The following is a 19,848-nucleotide window of genomic DNA, read 5'->3' on the forward strand; positions in this document are numbered from 1 at the left end:
GGCGGCAGGACTAGTTCTTGATCTCCAGAGACATTAGCATCCGTTGGACGTTAGCGAATTCGGTCCCCTCGTCCACGTACTTGGCCGCCTGGTCGAGGGTGTCAAAGGCCTTGGCCGGTGCAACCTTTTCATCAGGCGCGAACGCCTTGAGCACCGGCAGGTCCCCGAAGGAGTAATCGCCCTTGCCAGCCGGACCGCGGACCACGTTGCGCAGTTCGCACGCCTGGCCGTCGGCGCCGCCCACAATGTTCGTGATCCCGAAGGACCCGAAATACCGGTAGCCCTGGATCACCCTGAACACCACGTGCGGGGCGATGGTCCCTTCGCCTGTCAGCGCCGGAAGGTCCACGGGCAGGCTGCTGATCACGGTGTAGGGCCGGCGCGCAGCTTCCGCGCATTCAGGGGCCGACGGCGGCAGTCCCGTCCGCAGCGCCGCAACAACGGTACCGTCCGGCTTCTTTACCTCCACCTTCAGTGCACCGGCCAGCGTCCCTTCCTCAGGGGTCACAGACTGTGCGATCCATTCCTCCGGCAACTCAAAGCTCACTTTCTTGCCGGCATCCGAGAAGGTCTTCCATGCAGCTGACGTTGCCGCCGCCCCAGGCGAGGGGGAGCCGGACTCCTGGGTCGCCGTCGGATCACCCGACGGCGTGACCGTCCCGGTGGGGGAAGAAGTTGACGGGGACGCCTCCGGCTCCGCGGTCCAGGACGGCTGAGCCTGGCCTGGCGCGTTGCACCCGGCGGCCAGGCCGCCGCCCACCAGCAGAGCCATGATCCGAAACCCAAACACTGTCCTCTTGCGCGTCATGCAGCCAGCGTAGCGCCGGGTGCCGCCGCCGCGACGGAAGCGCGCTCCGAGGCACTAGGCTGGTGGCTATGGCGGAAGAGCAGTATGGCGTGGCGGATGACAGCCCGGCGGACATCTCCGCCATCGACATTGCAGATTGGCGCCTGCGGACGTTCGCTTTGTATGAAATGGTCCGGAAGATTTCGGTAGAGAGCCCTGCGGAGGCCCATTCGTATTGGCGGCACGAACGCGACCGGATGTTCGCCACGCATCCCGCGTCTGCTTTGACAGCCCAGGACAAGGCACGCTTCTCAGGGCTCAGGACGGCAGACTACGATCCCATCTACCGATTCCATGTGCCGCTGACGCTGGAGGGCGCCGGCCGGGAAATGTCAGTGGAAACCGCCACGGATGGCGTGATCAATTTTGTCCGGCTGGGAACGTTCGACCTTCCGGAGATGGGGCAGCTCGCCGTGTGGAAGCTTGTGGGGTACGGCGGCGGCATCTTTGTGCCGTTCCGTGACGCAACGGCAGGTCAGCCCGGAGGCAGTTACGGTGCAGGACGCTACCTGATCGACACCATCAAGGGCGCTTTCCACGGTGTTCACGGCAGCGGACCCGGTGCGGAATTCGTCCTTGACTTCAATTTCGCATACAACCCTTCCTGCGCCTACAACGAGGCGTGGGCGTGCCCATTGGCCGGCCCCTCGAACCGCCTCGCCGTCGAGATCCCGGCCGGCGAACTGTACTGACCTGACTGTCCAGCAAGCAGGCGCCTGCCGCCGTCGCACATCTCTCAAGGAACGCCCATGACCCAGCTGCGACTTGCCCGAGTCCGTCCGGCCTCCCCCGCCACACCAGGCGAGCAGTTCTTTGTAGCCAACAGTGCTGCCGACTTCGCCAGCGATGCCGGCGCCACCTGGACGGTGGTGGACACTCCCTTCCCGGGTTCCCCGGCGAATGCGTCGAGCACTCCGCGCCCCGGATGGGAGCCCGGAGACCGGGTGCACCAGGAGGGCTTCGAGTTCCTTGCGCCCAGCGTCCCGGCCAATGTGCTGGGCATGGCCCACAACACGGGCAGTGCGGGCCGTGAGCTGCCCCCGCAGGCATTCCACAAAGCCGCCACCAGCGTGATCGGCCCCGGCGACGCCATCGAGCTGGCAACGGATGCCGGCCACGTAGACCCCGAAGCGGAGCTGGCCGTCGTCATCGGCCGCAAGGTGCGGGGACTGACTCCGGACAATGCGCGCGCTGCAGTGCTGGGATTCACTATCGGCAACGACGTGACCTCCCGGGACCTGCAAAACTCGGACGAGCTCTGGATCAGCGCCAAAAGCCAGGACACCTTCACGCCTGTGGGACCGTGGATCGTTACCGCGTTGGACGACGCCGATGCAGCCATCAGCATCGTCCACAACGGCGAGGCACTGGGAGCCGCCAGCAGCGCGGACCTGGGCTGGAAGGTTGACGAGATACTCGTCTACCTCACATCCTTCATGACCCTGCACCCGGGAGACCTGGTCCTTACCGGCTTCCCGGCAGAGTGCGCGCCCATCGCTCCCGGCGATACGGTCACCTGCCGGGTGGAGGGCATTGGCGAACTCACCAACCCTGTGAAGGCAGCGCCTTGGGAGTGTTCCGCGGCCTGATGTGTCAGGCTTGACCCATGGAATCCCCTGCTGCGCCCGCCGCCCCGCAGACGCAGCAGCCGGGCGTCCACGAAGGCCGTCGGGCTCCCGCCACCAGGCATTACCGGGGGATTCTACGGTTCCCGGTCGTCCGCCAACTCATCCGCTTCACCGGAGTGGGCATCGTCTGCACGGCCGCTTCGCTGGGGCTCTATGCCCTGTTACGCCCCTGGCTGGGCCCACAGCTGGCCAATGCCGCAGCGCTGGTTGCCACGTCTTTGCTGAACACGGCCATGAACCGCAGGCTGACGTTCAAAATCACCGGGCAACGCCGGATGGCTCGGGACCACCTGAACGGTCTCATCGTTATTGCCGTAGCCCTGTTCATCACGGGCAGCAGCCTGGGCGTCCTGCATTGGCTGAAACCGGAGGCAAGCGTTGCCGACGAACTCTGGACCACCACGCTGTCCGGTTTCCTGGCGACGGCTGTCAGGTTCACCATGCTCCGGCACTGGATTTTCCGCCGCGCCCGGCACATCTGACGCTTTCCCTGAACCGCGTCGCGCCTTGGCAACTAAGTAGCAGCAAATGTCGTTTTCAGCGGTCAAAACGACATCTGCTGCTACTTAGTTGGGGGCGGAGCTTAGGCCCGGCCCAGAGTCCGGACGCTCGCGACGGCGGCCAGCACGGCTTGGGCAGCGGCCTCCAGGTCCGCGGCACTGACGGATGAGGCAAAACTGAACCGCACCGCCGTCTGCGCCACCTCGGCAGGGATGCCCAGCGCGGTCAGGACCGTCGACGGCGCGTCCGAGCCGGCAGCGCACGCCGAACCGCTGGAACACACCACGCCCTGCCGTTCCAGTTCGAGAAGGACGGACTCCCCGCTGGTACCGGGGAAACAGAATGACGCCACGGAAGGCAGGCGTTTGGTGGGGTGGCCAGTCAGGACGGCCCCCGGCACGCCGTCGAGCACAGCGCCGACGAAGCCGTCACGCAGCCCTGCCACCCGCTCCTCAAGGCCGGCCTGGTCCCGTTGGGCCAGAGTGAGGGCTGTGGCCAGCCCCACGGCTCCGGCCACGTTCTCGGTGCCCGAGCGGCGTCCGCGTTCCTGTCCGCCGCCGTGGACCAGCGGCTCAATCCGGGTCCGGCCTCGGACGTAAAGCACGCCGCAGCCCTTCGGCGCCCCGAGCTTATGGCCTGAAATGCTCAATGCGTCCACCCCCAGCCCTTTGACGTCCAGGGGAAGCCAGCCTGCGGCCTGGACAGCGTCAGTGTGGAACGGGATGCCGTGTGCCCGTGCCAGGGCTGCCAAATCTGCAATCGGCTGGACGGTACCCACTTCATTATTGGCGTACATCACGCTGACCAAAGCGGTCTCAGGGCCGAGCACGGCGGCGAGCGCCTCGGGCGTGACCAGTCCCGTCGCATCAACGGGAACCACGTCGACGGCGAACCCGTGGAACCGCTCAAGGTAGCGTGCCGACTCCTCCACGGCTGGATGTTCGATGGCGCTGACCACCACACGGTTGAGCTGGGGATCCGAGGCCTGCCGTGCCAGGGCTATCCCCTTCACGGCAAGGTTGTCCGCCTCGGTACCACCCGAGGTAAAAGTCACCTCCCCCGCCCGGCAGCCCAGGACACTGGCGACGGCGGCATGAGCGTCCGCGAGCGCCGCGGCGGCAGCTTCGCCCAGTGAATGATGGCTGGAGGGGTTGCCAAATTCGCCGGTCAGGTAAGGCCACATCGCATCGAGCACCTCGCGGCGGACCGGGGTGGTGGCGGCGGCGTCGAGGAAAATCACGATGCACTCATCCGACGCTTAGCTCAACATCCAGGCCCAGGTCCAGCGCCGCCACACTGTGGGTCAGCCCTCCAATGGATATGACATCCACGCCCGTGGCGGCAATTCCGGCCACCGTCTGCAGGTTGACGTTCCCACTTGCCTCGACGCGTGCACGGCCGCCCACCAGTGCCACACCGGCACGCAGTTCTTCCACAGTGAAATTGTCCAGCATGATCGTGTCCACCCCGGCTGCCAGGACCGGCTCGATCTGGTCGATGCTGTCCACTTCCACTTCGAAATGTGTGGTGTGGCCGAGCTGGGCTTTGGCTGCCGCCAGGAGCACGGTCAGTTTGGCAGGATCGCCGCCGGTCATGACCGCCAGGTGGTTGTCTTTGGCCAGGACGGCGTCCGACAGGCTGTATCGGTGGTTCGCCCCTCCCCCGCACCGGACGGCAAAGCGTTCCAGGACACGCAGCCCCGGGGTGGTTTTCCTTGTGTCGGTGATCCGGGCAGTGGTGCCCTCCGTGAGTTTCACGAATTCTGCCGTTTTGGTGGCAATGGCGGACATGCGCTGCACCAGGTTGAGGGCGACTCGTTCTGCGAGCAGCACAGAGCGTGCCCGGCCGGTGACCCGGGCAAGGTGCGTTCCGGCGTCGAACGTGTCACCGTCGGCGAGCAGGAGCTCGACGTCGGTATCCGGGTCGATGAGCAGCATGGCGTCCCGGAACACGGTGGCGCCGCTGAAGACGCCGGGGACACGCGCGTTCAGGACGGCAGTTGCCTTGGCTTCGGCTGGGATCAGCAGTTGCGAGGTGATGTCACCGGCAGGGGCGTCCTCGGCGAACGCCCGCTCCAGGATTTCCCGCACCGGCGCTGTGGGGAGGGCCAGGTCAAACACCGTGGATTCAGTCATGGACGAGGCTCGCTTTCGGGCGGGTGTAGGTCTCTTCAAGTTCTTCGTGCAGGTCGGCGGCTTCGGCAGGGCTGTCGCTGCGGTAGTGGGCGCCCAGGGATTCGGTGCGCTGCCGTGCCGCAGCCACGAGCAGCCGGGCGGCAAGCAACAGGTTGGCGTCCTCGTGCGCCCGCGGGTCCCCGTCACGGGGAACCACCTCAGGACGCACGACGCCGGCCCAAGCCTCCAGTAAGCCCCCCGCCTCCTCAAGGAGCACGCCATTCCGAAGCACCCCGGCCTTGGCAGTCATCAACCGCCGCAGGGCGTCCCGCGAAAACGGCTCTGGCTCGGGCACGACAGTCCCCCACTCGGACGCGTCGGCCGGAAGCATTTCCCGACCAGCACCCATACTGGACTGTTCAAGGTCGCCTGAGGGTGCTCCGGAAGCGTGCGTCAAGGGGAGGCCGCCAGCGGCCGAGACAGCACGCGGAGGAGTGCCGTCAGGCGACTCCCAAGGAGGCACGGCAGCGCTGCCCCCAAGAAACGCCTCAACAGCACGCCGGCCAAAGACAAGACCCTCCAGGAGCGAGTTGCTGGCGAGCCGGTTCGCGCCCTGGACGCCCGTGCACGCAACTTCACCGGCGGCATAAAGCCCGGGAACTGAGGTTCTGGCGTGGAGGTCGGTGGCGACACCGCCCATCCAGTAGTGCGCCGCCGGGGCCACGGGTACAGGCTCGCGGGTCCAGTCGACGCCGGCTTCGCGGGTGCGCTGGCTGAGGGTTGGGAACCGTCGTGCGAGGAATCCTGCACCCTTGGCAGCCTCGATGACGGTTGCGTCAAGGTAAACGTGGCCGTTGGGATCCCCGAGCTTGGCCAGGTGGAGGGCGATGCTGCGGGACACGACGTCCCGGGGCGCCAGTTCGGCGTCCGGATGGTATTCGGGCATAAAGCGCCTGCCCAGGGCGTCCAGCAGGACGGCGCCTTCCCCGCGGACGGCCTCCGAGATCAACAAGGGGTCGGCGTCCGCAGGGCTTTGGGTCCGGGACGGAACCAGGCAGGTGGGGTGGAACTGGAAAAATTCAAGGTCAGCCACGGCAGCGCCTGCGCGCCATGCGAGGGCCAGTCCGTCGGCGGTTGCAACAGCGGGGTTGGTGGTTTGGGCAAACAGTTGGCCGGCGCCGCCCGTCGCCAGCAGAACAGCGTCTCCCTGCACGCTCAGGCTCCGGCCACCGTGGAGGTACCTGACACCGCACACGGTGTGGCCGTCCATCATCAGTTCGGTTGCCAGAGCCTGCCCGACAATCCTGATCTTTCCTGTTCCCTGCTGCGACAGCACGGAGTTGATGAGGGCGTGGACCACCCCCGCGCCGGTGGCATCGCCGCCGGCGTGGAGGATCCGTGGAGCGGAATGGGCGGCTTCGAGGCCAAGGGAGGGCCCGCCGTCGTGATCCTGGTCGAAACGCACACCGAACCGCACCAGGCCTGCGATGTCCCTGCGCGCCTCAGTGCAGAGCACGCGCACAGCTTCGTCGTTGCAATGCCCGGCACCCGCAGTGAGGGTGTCTGCGATGTGGGCAGCAACGGTGTCGCCCGGCGCAGGTTCGTCCAGCACCGCTGAGATCCCGCCCTGCGCGTAGAACGTATTGCTGTCTGCGAGCGCACCCTTGGTCAGCACCACTACATCGACGCCCGCGTCCGCCGCCAGGAGGGCAGCGTACAGGCCCGCGATGCCGCTTCCGACGACGATCAGCTGCTGGGGGGCAGAGCTGCGGTCGGCAGCGGCCGGGGTCTGTCCGACGGCTGGGATGGCGGTCATTACGGCCTGGCGGCGAGCATACGCTCGAGCGCTGTCCTGGCGTTCGCCTGCACGGCGTCCGCGACGGTGATGCGGTTGACCACCCGGCCGGCCACAAGCTCCTCCAGAACCCAGGCGAGGTAGCCAGGGTGGATCCGGTACATCGTGGAGCAGGGGCAGATCACCGGGTCCAGGCAGAAGATGGTGTGCTGGGGGTATTCGGCGGCGAGCCGGTTGACCATGTTGATTTCGGTGCCGATGGCGAACGTGGTGGGTTCGGTAGCCGCAGCGATGGCCTTTTTGATGAAGTCGGTGGAACCGGCGGAGTCGGCTGCGTCCACGACTTCCATGGGGCACTCGGGGTGGACAATGACGTTGACACCGGGGAAGTCGATCCTGGCCTTCTCGATCTGGGCCACGTTGAAGCGCTTGTGGACCGAGCAGAATCCGTGCCAGAGGATGACACGGGAATCCAGCAGGGCCTGTTCGTCGTTGCCGCCGAGTTCCTTGCGGGGGTTCCACATGGGCATCTGCTCAAGCGGTACGCCCATGGCCTTGGCAGTGTTGCGGCCCAGGTGCTGGTCCGGGAAGAACAGGACGCGCTGGCCGCGTTCGAAGGCCCATTCCAGGACGGTGCGGGCGTTGGAGGACGTGCAGACGATGCCGCCGTGCTCGCCGCAGAAAGCCTTCAGGGCTGCGGAGGAATTCATGTAGGTGACGGGGATGACCGGTACGCGGCCGTCGGCGTCGGGCTCGGTGCCGAAAATTTCCTCAAGCTGTTCCCAGCATTCTTCGACGGAGTCCGTGTCCGCCATGTCAGCCATGGAGCAGCCGGCTGCCAGGTTCGGCAGGATGACGGCCTGCTCGGGCCGGGACAACGTGTCCGCGGTTTCCGCCATGAAGTGCACACCGCAGAAAATGATTGCCTCGGCGTCGGGCCTGGTCAGCGCGGCGTTGGCCAGCTGGAAGGAGTCACCCACGAAGTCGGCGTACTGGATGACCTCGTCGCGCTGGTAGAAGTGCCCCAGGATCACGGCACGGTCCCCCAGCGTGGCTTTCGCCGCGCGGATCCGCTGGTCGAGTTCGGCGTCGGTGGCCAGCTTGTATTCTTCGGGCAGCTGACCCTGGCGGGGCGTAGCGGCGGGGGCAACGTCTGCGCTGGATGCTCCCGGGCCGTAGGCGGGCACACCGGCCAGGGCCTCGGCGAGATCGTAGTCCCAAGGCCCTTTGGCGAGTGCCGGGCTGCACGTTGATTTGCCTGCGGACGCGGTGCGTGCGGCGCTTTCGGCCTGTTCGCGCGTGATCAGCTGGATTGCTGTGTTGACGCTGCTCATGGGGTGCTCCTGTTATCTGGGTCAAGGCCGGGGCGGCCGGTGAAGCGGTAGAGGCGGGGCGGGCGGTGTTTTCCGCCCTGGAGGTATTCGCCGGTTTCTTCAATCTCCGGCGTGGAGATGATCTGGCGGCGGAAGTTGGCCGGGTCCAGTTGGCGGTCCAGGACCGCTTCGTAGACTTCCCTGACTTGGGCCAGCGTGAAGTACTCGCCCAGGAAGTGGTAGGCAATTGAGCCGTACGCCAGCTTGTTCCGCAACCGCCAGAGGGCGTAGTCGACGATGGCGTTGTGGTCGAAGGCCAGGTCGCCCAGCCGGTCGGCGCGGAACCACCTGACGTTTTCGGATTCGTCGGCGAGGGCGGCCTCGGTTGGCTGTACCAGGGCCCAGTAGACGATGGAGACAACACGCTGGGTTGGGGAGCGGTGCAAACCGCCAAACGCGTAGAGCTGCTCCAAGTAGCTCGGTGCCAGGCCGGTGGTTTCCTGCAGGTTGCGCGACGCCGCGTCCTGCAAGGATTCCGAATGGGTCAGCGGCCCCCCGGGCAGTGCCCACAGCCCTTTGAATGGTTCACGGATGCGGCGGACCAGCGGGATCCACAAAGTGGGGCGCCCGGACTTTTCACTGGGGCGGAGGGCGAAAATGACCGTGGAAATGGCGAGCGACGGCGGCGCGGTACGGCGTTCGGCCACATTGGCTGCGCTGGTGTACATGCTTTCCACCCACTCTCTCCACGGCAGTTAAAGTCATAATGACTAGAACTGATTCTAAGGCCAGCGGGGCGCTTATCAAAATGTTTCGCAACTTGGACCGACGCGGGGTCCGCAGGCCGCCTGGTCGTCTTATCGGGCCGGGGCGGTCGAAGCCGCCGCTTCCAGCAAGTTGAGCGTCCGCCCTTGGAAGTGCGTATTGAGGACTATGACCGAGGAGGCGCGGAGGATCGTCTTCGTGGCAATCATGGCATCGAGCACTCGCTGGAGATCCGGGTTGGAGCGCGCGGCGATCCTTGCCATCAGGTCCGAGCTCCCCGAAACCGTGTGGATTTCAATGAGCTCGGGGATCGCAGCGAGCGCTTCCGCTACCGCGTCATGGCCGAGGTCCTGATTGATGGTCAGGGAGCAGAAGGCCACCACCGGGAAGCCAAAGCTGGCGGGATCGGGCTGCGGCACCCAGGAACTGATCACCCCTGCCTCCGTCATCCTGTCCAGCCTCGATTGGATCGTCGCGCGGGCCACGCCCAGCACCCTGGAGGCCTCGAGCACCGAGGCCCGCGGCGAGTCAGTGAAGAATCGGACAATTTTGGCGTCTAAGGCATCCACATTCATACAATTTTCCTTCTGGGGCCAGCGCAAAGAGGCAACCTGTGAGCCCCTTGCCGTGATGACTAATCAATCTGAGTCCATGATGGCACGACGGCCGCACGCTGGCCGGCGGGCGAGGCGGTAAATTCGAGTGGTCCCACGAGGACCACCACCTACACCCCAAGAAGGTTCAAAAGGCATGACAATGAAGTCCGCGCACGTGCGGCCGGAAACCCACCTCGGCCACACCATGAAACCCCGCCAGCTCACCATGATGGGGCTGGGAAGCGCGATTGGCGCCGGCCTGTTCCTGGGCTCCGGCGCAGGAGTCCAGGCAGCCGGGCCTGCCGTCCTTGTTTCATACCTGGTGGCCGGGACGCTCATCATCCTCGTCATGTGGGCGCTGGGGGAAATGGCTGCCGCCAACCCCACAAGCGGCGCGTTCTCGGTGTACGCCGAACGCGCACTGGGGAAGACAGCGGGCGCTACCGTGGGATGGCTGTGGTGGCTGCAGCTCGTCGTCGTGATTGCCGCCGAGGCCCTGGGGGCGGCAGGGCTCCTCTTCTCGGTCTGGCCGATCATCCCCGTGTGGGCCCTTGCATTGATCTTCATGATTGTGTTCACCACCATCAACCTCGCCGGAGTCAAGAACTTCGGCGAGTTCGAGTTCTGGTTCGCCATCCTTAAAGTCGCCGCGATCGTGCTCTTCCTGGTGGTCGGCGCCAGCCTGCTGCTGGGCCTCCTTCCCGACGTCACATCGCCGGGGCTGGCCAACATCTCAACAGACTTCGCTCCGGCGGGCCTCGGCGGAGTGGCCACCGCCCTGTTTGTGGTGATCTTCGCCTTCGGTGGCACGGAGATCGTTTCCGTTGCCGCAGCCGAGACCGAGGACCCCGAACACAGCGTGGGCAAGGCCATCCGGACGGTGGTGTGGCGGATCCTGGTCTTCTACATCGGCTCGGTTTTTGTTATTGCAGCAGTGTTGCCTGCCACCTCAGAGGGCCTCGCGTCGCCATTCGCTGGCGTTCTCGATGCCGCCCGGATCCCGGGTGCCGGCACGGCAATCACGCTGGTGGCCGTCGTCGCGCTTCTCTCCGCCCTGAATGCCAACCTCTACGGCGCCTCCCGGATGGTCTACTCGCTGTCCGAACGCGCCGAGGCGCCGCGCTTCCTGTCCCGGCTGAGCAGGGCGAGCGTGCCCGCGCTCGCTGTTGGCGTCTCCGTGGCCTTTGGTTTTGCCGCAACGGTGCTGGAGCTCCTGTTCCCGGAACGCATCCTCCCGGCCCTCTTCCAGCTGGTGGGGTCCACCTGCCTGGTGGTGTGGGGCACAGCCCTTGTCTCGCAGCTCATCCTGCGCCGCAGGGCAGACCGTGACGGGATTGCGCTGCCCTTGCGAATGAAAGGCTATCCGGGATTGACCATCCTCGGACTGGTTCTCCTGGGCCTGATCTTCGCCGTCGGCTTCAGTGCGGAAAGCAGCCGTGCACAGCTGCTCAGCACTTTCGCCCTGGTGGCCTGCCTCGCCGCGGCCTGCTGGATCGGTGCCCGGCTCTCCAGCCGCGAACGGCAGCCCAAGTAGGTAGCACTAAATGTCGTTATGGACGCTCATAACGACACTTGCTGCTACCCAGTTGGGCGGGCAGACGGGAGCGCCGCAACATGAGCAAGTTGCTAGGCAACATGGTCAACAGGGCGGCAACTTTTGGCAGTTTGGTCAGTGGAATGTGAGCTGATTGTTTAGGCTTTCGACGGTGACTAGGGTCACAGGCATGGGCACTCTTCCTCCACCGCCTCCCGGTGAACCCGCTGCGCCGTTGACCCCGGACGAACTCCGCGAGCTGTACTCCCTCATGGTCACCGTCAGGCACTTGGACACATCCGCCGTCGCGTGGCAGCGGCAAGGCATCATCCCCGGCTACGCCCCCGAACTGGGCCAGGAAGCAGCCCAGGTGGGAAGCGGGTACGCCGTGGACCTGTCCCGCGACTTCGTGTTTCCCACGTACCGCGAAATGGGCGTTGCCCGTGCCATGGGGGTGGATATGGTCTCCTACATGGCCACGCACAAGGCCACCTGGCACGGCGGCCTATACAACCCGCTCGAATCCCGGCTTGCCCCGATCCAGGCAGTGGTGGCCGGCTCCGTGCTTCACGCCGTCGGCTGGGCCCACGGCCAGGCCCTGGATCACAAGGACGGCGTGGCCCTGAGCTACTTCGGGGACGGCGCCTCATCCCAGGGCGACGTCCACGAGGCCATGAACTTCGCGGCGGTCTTGAAGGCGCCGGTGGTGTTCTTCGTCCAGAACAACGGCTGGGCCATTTCAGTCCCTACCGAACGGCAGGTGGCGGGCGGCTCCGTGGCCGCCCGGGCGGATGGTTATGGCATCCCCGCCAGCCAGGTCGACGGGAACGACGTCGTGGCAGTCGTGGACGCGACCCGGAAGGCGCTGGCGAACTGCCGCGCCGGTAACGGCCCTGTCCTCATCGAGGCCATGACATACCGCCGCGGCCCGCACTCCACGTCCGATGACCCCGGCCGCTATCGCTCACTTCAGGAAGAGCACGACGACGCCGGCCAGGACCCGCTGGAACGGTTCCGTCAGGTCCTGCTCACCAGGGGGATCGCCGGCGAGGCATTTTTCGCCACAGCCCTCGCCAAGGCCAAAGCGGAAGAAGAGATGGTCCGCTCAGGCCTTCAGGCGCTGGAAGCACGCCCTGGCAGCGAAATGTTCGATCTGGTGTTCCAGGAAACCACACCTGCCCTGCAGGCCCAGGCTGCCAACTGGCGGGAGGAGTCGGAGCATGTCTAACTCCATCCTTGAAAGCGAGGCCTCCATGGGTCAGGGAAATCCAGGACACGAAGTTGTGCAACTGTCCATGCAACAGTCCCTGAACCGGGCCCTTCACGAGATCCTCGCGGACAACCCCAGGGCAGTCGTCTTTGGCGAAGACTGCGGCCGGCTCGGCGGAGTCTTCCGGATCACGGACGGTCTCCAGGCCAAGCACGGGGAGCAGCGGGTCTTTGACACGCCGCTGGCGGAATCAGGCATCCTGGGCATGTCCGTGGGCCTGGCCATGGCTGGTTTCCATCCCATCCCCGAGGTGCAGTTCGACGGCTTCGCCTACCCGGCGGTCAACCAGATCGTCTGTCAGATCGCCCGACTGAATTACCGCAGCCGCGGCACCTTGCCGATGCCCATCACCCTGCGCGTTCCCAGCTTCGGCGGGATCCGCGCCCCCGAACATCACGGCGAATCCCTCGAGGCGCTGTTCGCCCACGTTCCCGGCCTGAAGGTGGTGTCGCCGTCGAACCCGCACGAGGCCTACCACCTGCTCAAGTACGCAGCCACGCGGCCGGACCCGGTGATCTTTATGGAACCGAAGTCCCGCTATTGGCAAAAGGGCGAGGTTGATATCGCCAATGCCGAGGCCGACGGCGGCTCTCCCGACGCTGCGAAGGTCATGAGGCCAGGCAGGCACCTCACCCTGGTCGCCTGGGGTGCGATGGTGGCACGCTGCCTGCAGGTGGCGGAACTGGCGGCTGAGGACGGCGTGGACATCGAAGTCCTGGATTTGCGCTGGCTCAAGCCCATCGACGCGCCAGCTTTGGTGGCATCCGTAGCGAAGACGCGGCGCGCCGTCGTCGTTCATGAAGCACCGCTGACTTCCGGCCTCGGCGCGGAGGTGGCGCAACTGATCACGCAGGGCTGCTTTGACACGCTCAAGGCGCCCGTGGAACGGGTAACCGGTTTCGACGTGCCGTACCCTTCCGGCGACCTCGAAGACGAATACATCCCCAATGTCGACCGGATCCTCAACGGGATCCAACGCGTATTGGAGTACCGCCGTGGCTGAAATCTCGTTCCCGCTCCCCGACCTGGGCGAGGGCCTCATTGAAGCAACTGTGCTCGAATGGCTGGTTTCCCCCGGTGACCACGTGGAGCGGAACCAGCCGCTGGTGGAAGTCGAAACCAGCAAATCCGCTGTTGAACTGCCCAGTCCGCAGGCAGGTAAAGTGGTGCGTACCTTCGGTGGGGCAGGTGACAGGATCAATGTCGGCGACCCCCTGATCGTGTTCGAGGTGCCGGATAACACCGCCGGAATTGTTGGCACGGTCCCGAAGGACGAGGCACCGAAGCGCCGGGTCCGCCTGAGCGCCGTACTTGATGAGGACTGACACCATGAGCGGCAGGCACACAGGCGAGATGCATTCCCACACCGTTGAGGGCACCGATCCCCAGCTGTACGTGCAGGTGCACGATCCCGCGCAGGACGCCGGACTCCGGCCCATCCTGCTGCTCCACGGATTTTCCTCCTCGAGCAAGCTCAACTGGGAGGACACCGGGTGGGTGCCGGCCCTGCTGGAGGCGGGCCGGCGCGTCATCACCGTGGACCTGCCGGGACACGGCCGCAGCGGCGCCCCGGAGGACCGGGATTCCTACTCCCCCAGCCGCATCCGCGCTGACCTGCTCCAGATCGCGTTCGACGCCGGCGTCCGGCCATTGCACGACGGCGACCCAGCCAGCGGGATGGACGTTGTGGGCTACTCGCTGGGCTCCAGGCTCGCCTGGGAATTCGGCGCCACCCAGCCCGAGATCGTCCACCGGTTGGTCTTGGGCGGTCCGAACGTCGCGGACCCGCTGGCCGCTTTCGACCTCGTGGCGGCCCAGCGATACCTTGCAGACGGGACTCCCATCGCGGACGAGTCCACCGCGGGGCTGCTGAAGATGGCCATGCTGCTGCCCAGCAACAACATTTTTGCCCTGCTTTCCTTGGTTGAAGCGATCAAGGACGAGCCCTACGATCCTGCCGAGGCCGTCCCGCACATGCCCGTGCTCCTGGTTGCCGGCGACAAGGATGAGCGGGCTGCAACCATGCCGCAACTGGCCGAGCTGGCCAGGACGGCAGGTTCCATGGCCGAGCAGCTGCTGCTTCCGGGCAGAAACCACACCAACGCCATTACCGGCAGGGCCTTCAAGCAGGGCGCCATAGACTTCCTGGCGGTTTGACCCGCAGGGGTTTCATAACTCCCGTCCGCACCACGTCCGAAGGCAGCTGAAAGCTTGTGGCCTGCCGGGTTGGAACGGGCCGGTACTTCCCGGTGCTGCCACCGCAGACGGTAGGCTGGAAGCGGGGCGGAGTCAGCCGGGAGAGGGAACAATGAGCACGCGTTTTGAAGACCGCACGGATGCCGGTGAGCGTCTGGCTGCGGTGCTGACGCAGTTCCGGGAACGTCCCGACGCGATTGTCCTGGGGCTCGCCCGCGGCGGAATCCCGGTTGCGGCGGCCGCGGCGAAGGCCCTGTACCTGCCGCTCGGTGCCGTGCTGGTCCGGAAGCTCGGAATCCCGGGCCATGACGAGACCGCGTACGGAGCCCTGGCGTGGTCAGACGGGCGCGTTGTGCGCCTGCTCAACAGGCCCCTCATGTCCCGCGTCCTGGAACATGGCGTCCGGCAGGAGTGGCTGGATGAAGTGGAGCAGAGGGAGCGCGCAGAGCTTCTCCGACGGGTTGAAACCTACCCGGCCATCAAGCATGACCTCAAGGGAAAAACGGTCCTGCTGGTCGACGACGGCCTCGCGACTGGAGCCACGATGAGGGCGGCGGTCGAAGCGGTCCGTTCCGGCGGCGCAGCCCACGTGGTGGCCGCGGCGCCCGTCGGTTCAGTGGAGGCGGAGGCTGCGGTGTCGTCCGTCTGCGATGCCGTACTGTGCCTGCACCTGCCGGGCAAGTTCCGGGCCGTGGGAAGTTTTTACCGCCATTTCGAGCAACTGACGGACGAGGACGCCATCAGCCAGCTGGAACAATAGCCCGCCGGCCTTCACGACAGGGACGGCAGGCACGGAACCCTTCGGTCCGTGCCTGCCATCGAAAGATCCGCTGACGCGGCGCAGTCTCCCTAGTGGTGGCTGATTCCCAGGGGGCGGCCCTTGGTCTCCTTGGCCAGCAGGACGCCGACGGCCGAGATCACGCACAGGATCATGATGTAGATACCGATCGAGCCGGTCCATTTGGTGCTCAGCAGCAGCGACTCCGCGATGGTGGCAGCGAACGCTCCGCCGAGGATGGCACCGAAAGCGTAGCCAATGGAGATGCCCGAGTAGCGCACGTTGGCCGGGAACATTTCTGCATACATGGCGGACATCGGACCGTAGGACAGTCCGAGCCCGATGGTCAGGACAAACAATGCCACGCCATAGAGCATGATGTCCTTCGTGTCGATCAGCGCGAACATCGGGATCATCCACGCAAACACGATGCCATAGCCGATCAGGAACGTCTTGACCCGGCCGATCCGGTCAGACAGCCAGCCGCCGACCAGGGTGAAGATCAGCCATCCGAAGGATGCCAGCGTGGTGGCCAGGAGGACCTGCGGTGTGGGCATCTTCAGGATCCTTGTGGCGTAGGAGATGAAGAAGGCAATCAGCAGGTAGCCGGCGGCGTTGTTGCCGATGAAGATCATGGTGGAGTACAGGACAGCCTTCTTGTGCTTCCGAATGAGTTCGCCGAGGGGTGCCTTGCTCGCTTCCTTACGGGCAGCCATCTCCTTGAAGACCGGGCTCTCGGCCACGGCCCGGCGGATCAGGTATCCGACCACGATCAGGACGATGGACAGCAGGAACGGCACCCGCCAGCCCCAGGCGGCGAAGTCCTCCTTGGACATGCTGCTGTTGAGGAAGAACAGCAGACCGGTGGCCAGGATCATGCCCACCGGAACACCAATCTGCGGATAGGCGCCGAACAGGCCGCGCTTGTTCAGCGGTGCGTGTTCGACCGCCATCAGCGCGGCACCGCCCCATTCGCCGCCGGCGGAGAAGCCCTGGATGATGCGCAGGGTGATCAGCAGGATCGGTGCCCAGACGCCGATCTGGGCGTATGTGGGCAGCATGCCGATCAGCGCCGTCGCGGCACCCATCATGACGAGGGTGAACACCAGCATCGCCTTGCGGCCGAGGCGGTCCCCGAGGTGGCCGGCGACGACAGCGCCCAGCGGCCGGAACAGGAAGCTGATGCCGATCAGGGCAAACGACAGGATCTGCGCCAGGCCGGGGTTGGAATCGTTCAGCGGCGCCAGGAACAGCGGGGACAGCAGGGTTCCCGTCAACTGGGCAAAAATAAAGAAGTCGTACCACTCGATGGTGGTGCCTACGAGGGTCCCGGCCAGGACCTTGCGTTCTTCCCTCCGGGTGCTGGGGCCGGCAAGTGAATCCACCAAAGAAGGTGTGGTCATTGAAACTCCATTGTTTAAGGCAGGGATGCTGCCAGGTGAAACGCCTTCATGATTACCGACAGAACGGTCAGTTAGTTAGTAGCGTACTACGAATATGTGAGGGAAAACACGCCCCTCGCAGATATTTCGACAGATGGCGGGATCGGATGCATCAGTCTTCCCTCGTCAGGAACTCCCTCACCCTCGCCCGGACCGGCCCGCGGTCGTAGGAACTGACCAGGGCGCCGGCCATCCGCACGGGGTCCCCAAAGAAGAAGTACTCATAGAGCGCCTGCCGGCCCGAGAACGACGAGACGCTCGCGTCAAACGCCAGCTTGAACAGCCTCACGCGCTCCGGGCCGGTAAGAGTCTTGGCCTGCAAGTAGAGGTCTATGTCCGGCCGCGCTTCCCCGGCGACGTCGGCTTCGCCGGGAAGGGCCATCAGGCCGGACGCCGAAAACTTCCGGATGATTTGGGGAAAGCGCTGGGCAACTTTGGGATACCAGTTCCGGGCGGCATTCAACGTAGACCACTTGGGCAGCATCACGCCGTCGTCGTTCAACGCCGCTTCAGCCTCCGCTGCCGTCATCAGCGCCTTGCCGATCTCAACGGTCTGGATCAGCTCGGCGAGATCCTCCTGGATGTGCTGGAAGCCGTCGATGCCGATCGAATCCGCGATTTCGGAGGCGAGGCCAAGATAGAACTCACTCTTGGCAATCGTGCGCGTGACCACCTGGTGCGTCATGAGCGCGGCGGCTCCGGTTTCGGAATAGAAAACGTTGCAGAGTTCCGGATGCCCGAGCATGAAAATCCGCTCGTTAGGGACAAAGACGTCGTGAAAGACCACGACGGCGTCCGTCTCCTCGAAGCGGCTGGCCAGCGGTTCGTCGTGCCTGCTTCCACCGTGGAACAGCGAGGTGCGGCACAGGTACCGGACGCCTTCGGCGTCGTTCGGGACCGCGAAGGCGTAGGAGTACGGGGCATCCTCGGGGGTTCCGCGAAGGATCGTCGAAGGGAACACCAGCAGTTCGTCGGCGATCGGGGCGATCGTGGCCAGCATCCGGGCACCCCGAACCACGATGCCGTCCTTGCGCTCTTCAACGACGCGGGCGGAAAGCTGGCCGCCGAGCTGCTCAGAGCCTGAGACGGAGCGATTGGCCTGCGGAGGGATCAGGGTGTGGGTGGCGAGCAGGTCGTTTTCACGGCAGTGCTCGTAGTAGTTGCGGATGTTTTCGCCGAACATCGGATCCACCTGCGCGAACCACTTTTCGGAGGCCGCGAGCGCCGTCAGGGCACTGTTCATGTAGTCGCCGGTGCGGCCTAGGAACCCGTTGGAGTACTCCGCCCACGTCCTGGTGGCAGCCCGCCGGTGGGCCAGGTCCTCCCTTGTCCGCGGGATCAGGAAGGAAGCGCTGACCGTGTCACCGGAGGTGGGCGAGACATAGGTCAGCGCAGCGGCATGCTGCGGCTCGTGCTGCATGTCAAAGAGCCGCGCGTACGTGCGGGCCACGTTGGCGAAAGACGGATGCTCTGCGATGTTCCCGGTGACCATCTCGCCGTCGATCATTACTTGCGGCGTCATGGAATTGAGCTTGTCCAAATATTGCTGGCCGGTGCGGATGCCCATCGTGTTTTCTCCGTTCGTCGTTGAACTGCCAAGTGGTGGTCCCGTGGCGGGAGCAAGGGGTCAGAGGAGGTTCTCCATTCCCAACTGGCTCTCCGGAATGGTGGTGAAGCTGCTGTTGGCAAAGGCCAGCGCGTCACCGCTGCGGTAGTTGAAATCGGCCACCTCGCCCACGTAGAGCGTGTGGTCTCCCCCGGGGTAGGCGGCCCAGGGCCTGCACTCGAACCAGGCCAGGACACCTGATAGCCGCGGCGCCGACCCGCCCTCAACCCACAACGGCTCCGGCCCCGGCCGCCCGGCGAAGTGCAAGGCCAGTTGGCGTTGCTCGGCACCAAGGATATTGACCGTGAACGCCCGGCCGGACAATTCGTCGTGGGCCCTGGCGCTCCGGGCGATGCTGACGAGCACCAAAGGTGGCTCCATGGACACGGACGTGAAGGAGTTAACCGTGATGCCGTGGCGCCTGGTTGCGCCGTCGAAGGTCACAATGGCGACCCCCGTGGCATATCTGCCCAGACTGCCGCGGAAGTGATGCGACCGCGGGGCCGAGGTCCGGCCGGCGGCTGACGGATCGGCCGTGTTCCGTGAATCGGAAATCATCACTGATCCTCAACGCAGGACCCGCGAGCGCCACATGGTGGACGCTTTCACACGCGGAGTTCTATATTTGAACTACTAATTCGTATATAGGACGCTACTCGGATGAAGGCGTCAGCACAAGAGTGGGCCGATCCCCCGCCCGGAGCCGCCTAGGATGGACACCATGAATCCCACAGCCGCCGCCCCCGCCGGAGCAGCGCAGGCGTCGCCGTCGCAGACACTTTCCCGCGGCATCCGGGCACTCGAGATCCTGGCCGCCGCCCAGAGCCCGATGACCATCGCCGAGCTTGCCGACGCCATGGGCGTCCACCGGTCCGTCGCGTACCGGATCCTGCGGACGCTGGAGGACCACTCGCTGCTGGTGCGCGACGACGCCGGCCGCGTGCAGCCCGGCCCCGGCCTGGCCGTCCTGGCTCGGGGCGTCTCACGAAATCTCCAGACTGCCGCCCTCCCCGAACTCACCCACTTGGCCAACACCCTGGACATGACGGCTTTCGTGGCCGTCTGGGACCACCTCGACTGCATCACCCTGGTGACCGTGGAACCGCGCCATTCAGGGGCGACAGTCGCCCAGCACCCTGGCACCCGGCATCCCATCAGCGCGGGGGCACCGGGCATCGCCATCCAGTCAGCACTGACAGAGGCCGAGTGGGCCCAGCTGGCGCCGGGGATACCCTACCGGCCCGAGGCTGCTGATGCCCGCCGCGCAGGGTACTCAGCCAGCCATGACGAGGTCATTGCGGGAGTGTCATCCCTGGCTGCCCCGGTCCGGGTGCCCGGGGGGCGGCCGGCCGCCCTCGCCGTCGTCTATATCCGGTCCTCGCATGACCCCGCCACTATGGGTGTTGCCTTGGCCGAAAGCGCTGCCAGGATTGAACGCCAGCTGGCCTGATGGGCGCTGCTGC

General features: G+C 65.5%; 20 protein-coding genes. 10 read left to right on the forward strand and 10 right to left on the reverse strand.

Annotated elements, in window-relative coordinates:
• Positions 1 to 10: 10 nt before the first annotated feature.
• On the reverse strand, positions 11 to 808 hold the full coding sequence (locus V9L17_RS16080) for a hypothetical protein (protein WP_337352147.1): 798 nt from the start codon (positions 806 to 808) through the stop codon (positions 11 to 13).
• 68 nt (positions 809 to 876) lie between these two features.
• Here V9L17_RS16080 and V9L17_RS16085 point away from each other — a divergent pair, with 68 nt between their 5' ends.
• From V9L17_RS16085 to V9L17_RS16095, 3 genes are read left to right on the forward strand one after another with little or no spacing between them, the layout of a single operon-like run.
• Positions 877 to 1,539, forward strand: a complete 663-nt coding sequence (locus tag V9L17_RS16085) for a DUF1684 domain-containing protein (protein WP_337345902.1) — start codon at positions 877 to 879, stop codon at positions 1,537 to 1,539.
• Between the two features lie 57 nt (positions 1,540 to 1,596).
• A complete protein-coding gene (locus tag V9L17_RS16090) occupies positions 1,597 to 2,436 on the forward strand; it encodes a fumarylacetoacetate hydrolase family protein (RefSeq protein WP_337352148.1) in 840 nt (279 codons plus the stop codon).
• Between the two features lie 17 nt (positions 2,437 to 2,453).
• Positions 2,454 to 2,957 carry a GtrA family protein gene (locus V9L17_RS16095; RefSeq protein WP_337352149.1) on the forward strand — a complete coding sequence of 168 codons (504 nt, stop codon included), beginning with the start codon at positions 2,454 to 2,456 and terminating at the stop codon, positions 2,955 to 2,957.
• Positions 2,958 to 3,058: 101 nt separating this feature from the next.
• Here V9L17_RS16095 and V9L17_RS16100 read toward each other — a convergent pair whose 3' ends face one another.
• The 6 genes from V9L17_RS16100 to V9L17_RS16125 form a co-directional block, all read right to left on the reverse strand.
• Positions 3,059 to 4,216, reverse strand: a complete 1,158-nt coding sequence (locus tag V9L17_RS16100; RefSeq protein ID WP_337352150.1) for a cysteine desulfurase family protein — start codon at positions 4,214 to 4,216, stop codon at positions 3,059 to 3,061.
• Between the two features lie 7 nt (positions 4,217 to 4,223).
• Positions 4,224 to 5,111 (reverse strand): carboxylating nicotinate-nucleotide diphosphorylase, encoded by an 888-nt coding sequence (nadC, locus tag V9L17_RS16105; protein ID WP_337352151.1) that lies wholly within the window; start codon positions 5,109 to 5,111, stop codon positions 4,224 to 4,226.
• Positions 5,104 to 6,906 (reverse strand): L-aspartate oxidase, encoded by a 1,803-nt coding sequence (gene nadB, locus V9L17_RS16110; protein ID WP_337352152.1) that lies wholly within the window; start codon positions 6,904 to 6,906, stop codon positions 5,104 to 5,106. Before nadB ends, nadC begins: the two co-directional genes overlap by 8 nt.
• Positions 6,906 to 8,219, reverse strand: coding sequence for a quinolinate synthase NadA (nadA, locus tag V9L17_RS16115; protein WP_337345896.1), 1,314 nt, complete (start codon positions 8,217 to 8,219; stop codon positions 6,906 to 6,908). Before nadA ends, nadB begins: the two co-directional genes overlap by 1 nt.
• A complete protein-coding gene (locus V9L17_RS16120) occupies positions 8,216 to 8,926 on the reverse strand; it encodes an NUDIX hydrolase (RefSeq protein WP_337345895.1) in 711 nt (236 codons plus the stop codon). Before V9L17_RS16120 ends, nadA begins: the two co-directional genes overlap by 4 nt.
• Before the next feature lie 129 nt (positions 8,927 to 9,055).
• Positions 9,056 to 9,538, reverse strand: a complete 483-nt coding sequence (locus V9L17_RS16125; protein WP_337345894.1) for an Lrp/AsnC family transcriptional regulator — start codon at positions 9,536 to 9,538, stop codon at positions 9,056 to 9,058.
• Positions 9,539 to 9,713: 175 nt separating this feature from the next.
• On the opposite strand from V9L17_RS16125, the gene V9L17_RS16130 reads away from it, so the two are divergent.
• The 6 genes from V9L17_RS16130 to V9L17_RS16155 all read left to right on the forward strand — a co-directional run bounded on the left by V9L17_RS16130 (position 9,714) and on the right by V9L17_RS16155 (position 15,319).
• Entirely contained in the window at positions 9,714 to 11,093 is a 1,380-nt protein-coding gene (locus V9L17_RS16130) for an amino acid permease (protein WP_337352153.1), read from the forward strand.
• Positions 11,094 to 11,283: 190 nt separating this feature from the next.
• Positions 11,284 to 12,321, forward strand: a complete 1,038-nt coding sequence (locus V9L17_RS16135) for a thiamine pyrophosphate-dependent enzyme (protein ID WP_337352154.1) — start codon at positions 11,284 to 11,286, stop codon at positions 12,319 to 12,321.
• Positions 12,314 to 13,366 (forward strand): alpha-ketoacid dehydrogenase subunit beta, encoded by a 1,053-nt coding sequence (locus tag V9L17_RS16140; RefSeq protein WP_376044069.1) that lies wholly within the window; start codon positions 12,314 to 12,316, stop codon positions 13,364 to 13,366. Before V9L17_RS16135 ends, V9L17_RS16140 begins: the two co-directional genes overlap by 8 nt.
• Entirely contained in the window at positions 13,359 to 13,688 is a 330-nt protein-coding gene (locus tag V9L17_RS16145) for a biotin/lipoyl-containing protein (protein WP_337345891.1), read from the forward strand. Before V9L17_RS16140 ends, V9L17_RS16145 begins: the two co-directional genes overlap by 8 nt.
• A 4-nt stretch (positions 13,689 to 13,692) precedes the next feature.
• Positions 13,693 to 14,520: an alpha/beta fold hydrolase gene (locus tag V9L17_RS16150; RefSeq protein WP_337352155.1), complete on the forward strand. Its 828-nt coding sequence runs from the start codon at positions 13,693 to 13,695 to the stop codon at positions 14,518 to 14,520.
• A gap of 151 nt (positions 14,521 to 14,671) precedes the next feature.
• Positions 14,672 to 15,319 carry a phosphoribosyltransferase gene (locus tag V9L17_RS16155; protein ID WP_337345889.1) on the forward strand — a complete coding sequence of 216 codons (648 nt, stop codon included), beginning with the start codon at positions 14,672 to 14,674 and terminating at the stop codon, positions 15,317 to 15,319.
• 89 nt (positions 15,320 to 15,408) lie between these two features.
• Here V9L17_RS16155 and V9L17_RS16160 read toward each other — a convergent pair whose 3' ends face one another.
• The 3 genes from V9L17_RS16160 to V9L17_RS16170 all read right to left on the reverse strand — a co-directional run bounded on the left by V9L17_RS16160 (position 15,409) and on the right by V9L17_RS16170 (position 18,943).
• Positions 15,409 to 16,740, reverse strand: coding sequence for an MFS transporter (locus tag V9L17_RS16160; RefSeq protein ID WP_337345888.1), 1,332 nt, complete (start codon positions 16,738 to 16,740; stop codon positions 15,409 to 15,411).
• A 151-nt stretch (positions 16,741 to 16,891) separates the two neighbouring features.
• The gene (gene hpaB, locus V9L17_RS16165; protein ID WP_337352156.1) at positions 16,892 to 18,346 is read right to left on the reverse strand and encodes a 4-hydroxyphenylacetate 3-monooxygenase, oxygenase component; all 1,455 of its coding nucleotides are present in this window, start codon (positions 18,344 to 18,346) and stop codon (positions 16,892 to 16,894) included.
• A gap of 60 nt (positions 18,347 to 18,406) precedes the next feature.
• A complete protein-coding gene (locus V9L17_RS16170) occupies positions 18,407 to 18,943 on the reverse strand; it encodes a flavin reductase family protein (RefSeq protein WP_337352157.1) in 537 nt (178 codons plus the stop codon).
• Positions 18,944 to 19,106: 163 nt separating this feature from the next.
• Between V9L17_RS16170 and V9L17_RS16175 the strand changes: the two genes are divergently transcribed.
• Positions 19,107 to 19,835: an IclR family transcriptional regulator gene (locus tag V9L17_RS16175; RefSeq protein WP_337345885.1), complete on the forward strand. Its 729-nt coding sequence runs from the start codon at positions 19,107 to 19,109 to the stop codon at positions 19,833 to 19,835.
• Positions 19,836 to 19,848: the final 13 nt, after the last annotated feature.

The sequence above is a fragment of the Pseudarthrobacter sp. CCNWLW207 genome (genome assembly GCF_037203945.1).
GTDB lineage: Bacteria > Actinomycetota > Actinomycetes > Actinomycetales > Micrococcaceae > Arthrobacter.

Bases quoted from the DNA above. Each gene is read 5' to 3' on its own strand.
- V9L17_RS16170 (WP_337352157.1), bottom strand. From the start codon at position 18,943: ATGATTTCCGATTCACGGAACACGGCCGATCCGTCAGCCGCCGGCCGG.
- V9L17_RS16175 (WP_337345885.1), top strand. From the start codon at position 19,107: ATGAATCCCACAGCCGCCGCCCCCGCCGGAGCAGCGCAGGCGTCGCCG.
- V9L17_RS16085 (WP_337345902.1), top strand. From the start codon at position 877: ATGGCGGAAGAGCAGTATGGCGTGGCGGATGACAGCCCGGCGGACATC.
- V9L17_RS16140 (WP_376044069.1), top strand. From the start codon at position 12,314: ATGTCTAACTCCATCCTTGAAAGCGAGGCCTCCATGGGTCAGGGAAAT.
- V9L17_RS16155 (WP_337345889.1), top strand. From the start codon at position 14,672: ATGAGCACGCGTTTTGAAGACCGCACGGATGCCGGTGAGCGTCTGGCT.
- V9L17_RS16095 (WP_337352149.1), top strand. From the start codon at position 2,454: ATGGAATCCCCTGCTGCGCCCGCCGCCCCGCAGACGCAGCAGCCGGGC.
- V9L17_RS16150 (WP_337352155.1), top strand. From the start codon at position 13,693: ATGAGCGGCAGGCACACAGGCGAGATGCATTCCCACACCGTTGAGGGC.
- V9L17_RS16080 (WP_337352147.1), bottom strand. From the start codon at position 808: ATGACGCGCAAGAGGACAGTGTTTGGGTTTCGGATCATGGCTCTGCTG.
- nadC (WP_337352151.1), bottom strand. From the start codon at position 5,111: ATGACTGAATCCACGGTGTTTGACCTGGCCCTCCCCACAGCGCCGGTG.
- V9L17_RS16130 (WP_337352153.1), top strand. From the start codon at position 9,714: ATGACAATGAAGTCCGCGCACGTGCGGCCGGAAACCCACCTCGGCCAC.
- nadB (WP_337352152.1), bottom strand. From the start codon at position 6,906: ATGACCGCCATCCCAGCCGTCGGACAGACCCCGGCCGCTGCCGACCGC.
- V9L17_RS16120 (WP_337345895.1), bottom strand. From the start codon at position 8,926: ATGTACACCAGCGCAGCCAATGTGGCCGAACGCCGTACCGCGCCGCCG.
- V9L17_RS16090 (WP_337352148.1), top strand. From the start codon at position 1,597: ATGACCCAGCTGCGACTTGCCCGAGTCCGTCCGGCCTCCCCCGCCACA.
- V9L17_RS16135 (WP_337352154.1), top strand. From the start codon at position 11,284: ATGGGCACTCTTCCTCCACCGCCTCCCGGTGAACCCGCTGCGCCGTTG.
- V9L17_RS16125 (WP_337345894.1), bottom strand. From the start codon at position 9,538: ATGAATGTGGATGCCTTAGACGCCAAAATTGTCCGATTCTTCACTGAC.
- V9L17_RS16160 (WP_337345888.1), bottom strand. From the start codon at position 16,740: ATGACCACACCTTCTTTGGTGGATTCACTTGCCGGCCCCAGCACCCGG.
- hpaB (WP_337352156.1), bottom strand. From the start codon at position 18,346: ATGGGCATCCGCACCGGCCAGCAATATTTGGACAAGCTCAATTCCATG.
- nadA (WP_337345896.1), bottom strand. From the start codon at position 8,219: ATGAGCAGCGTCAACACAGCAATCCAGCTGATCACGCGCGAACAGGCC.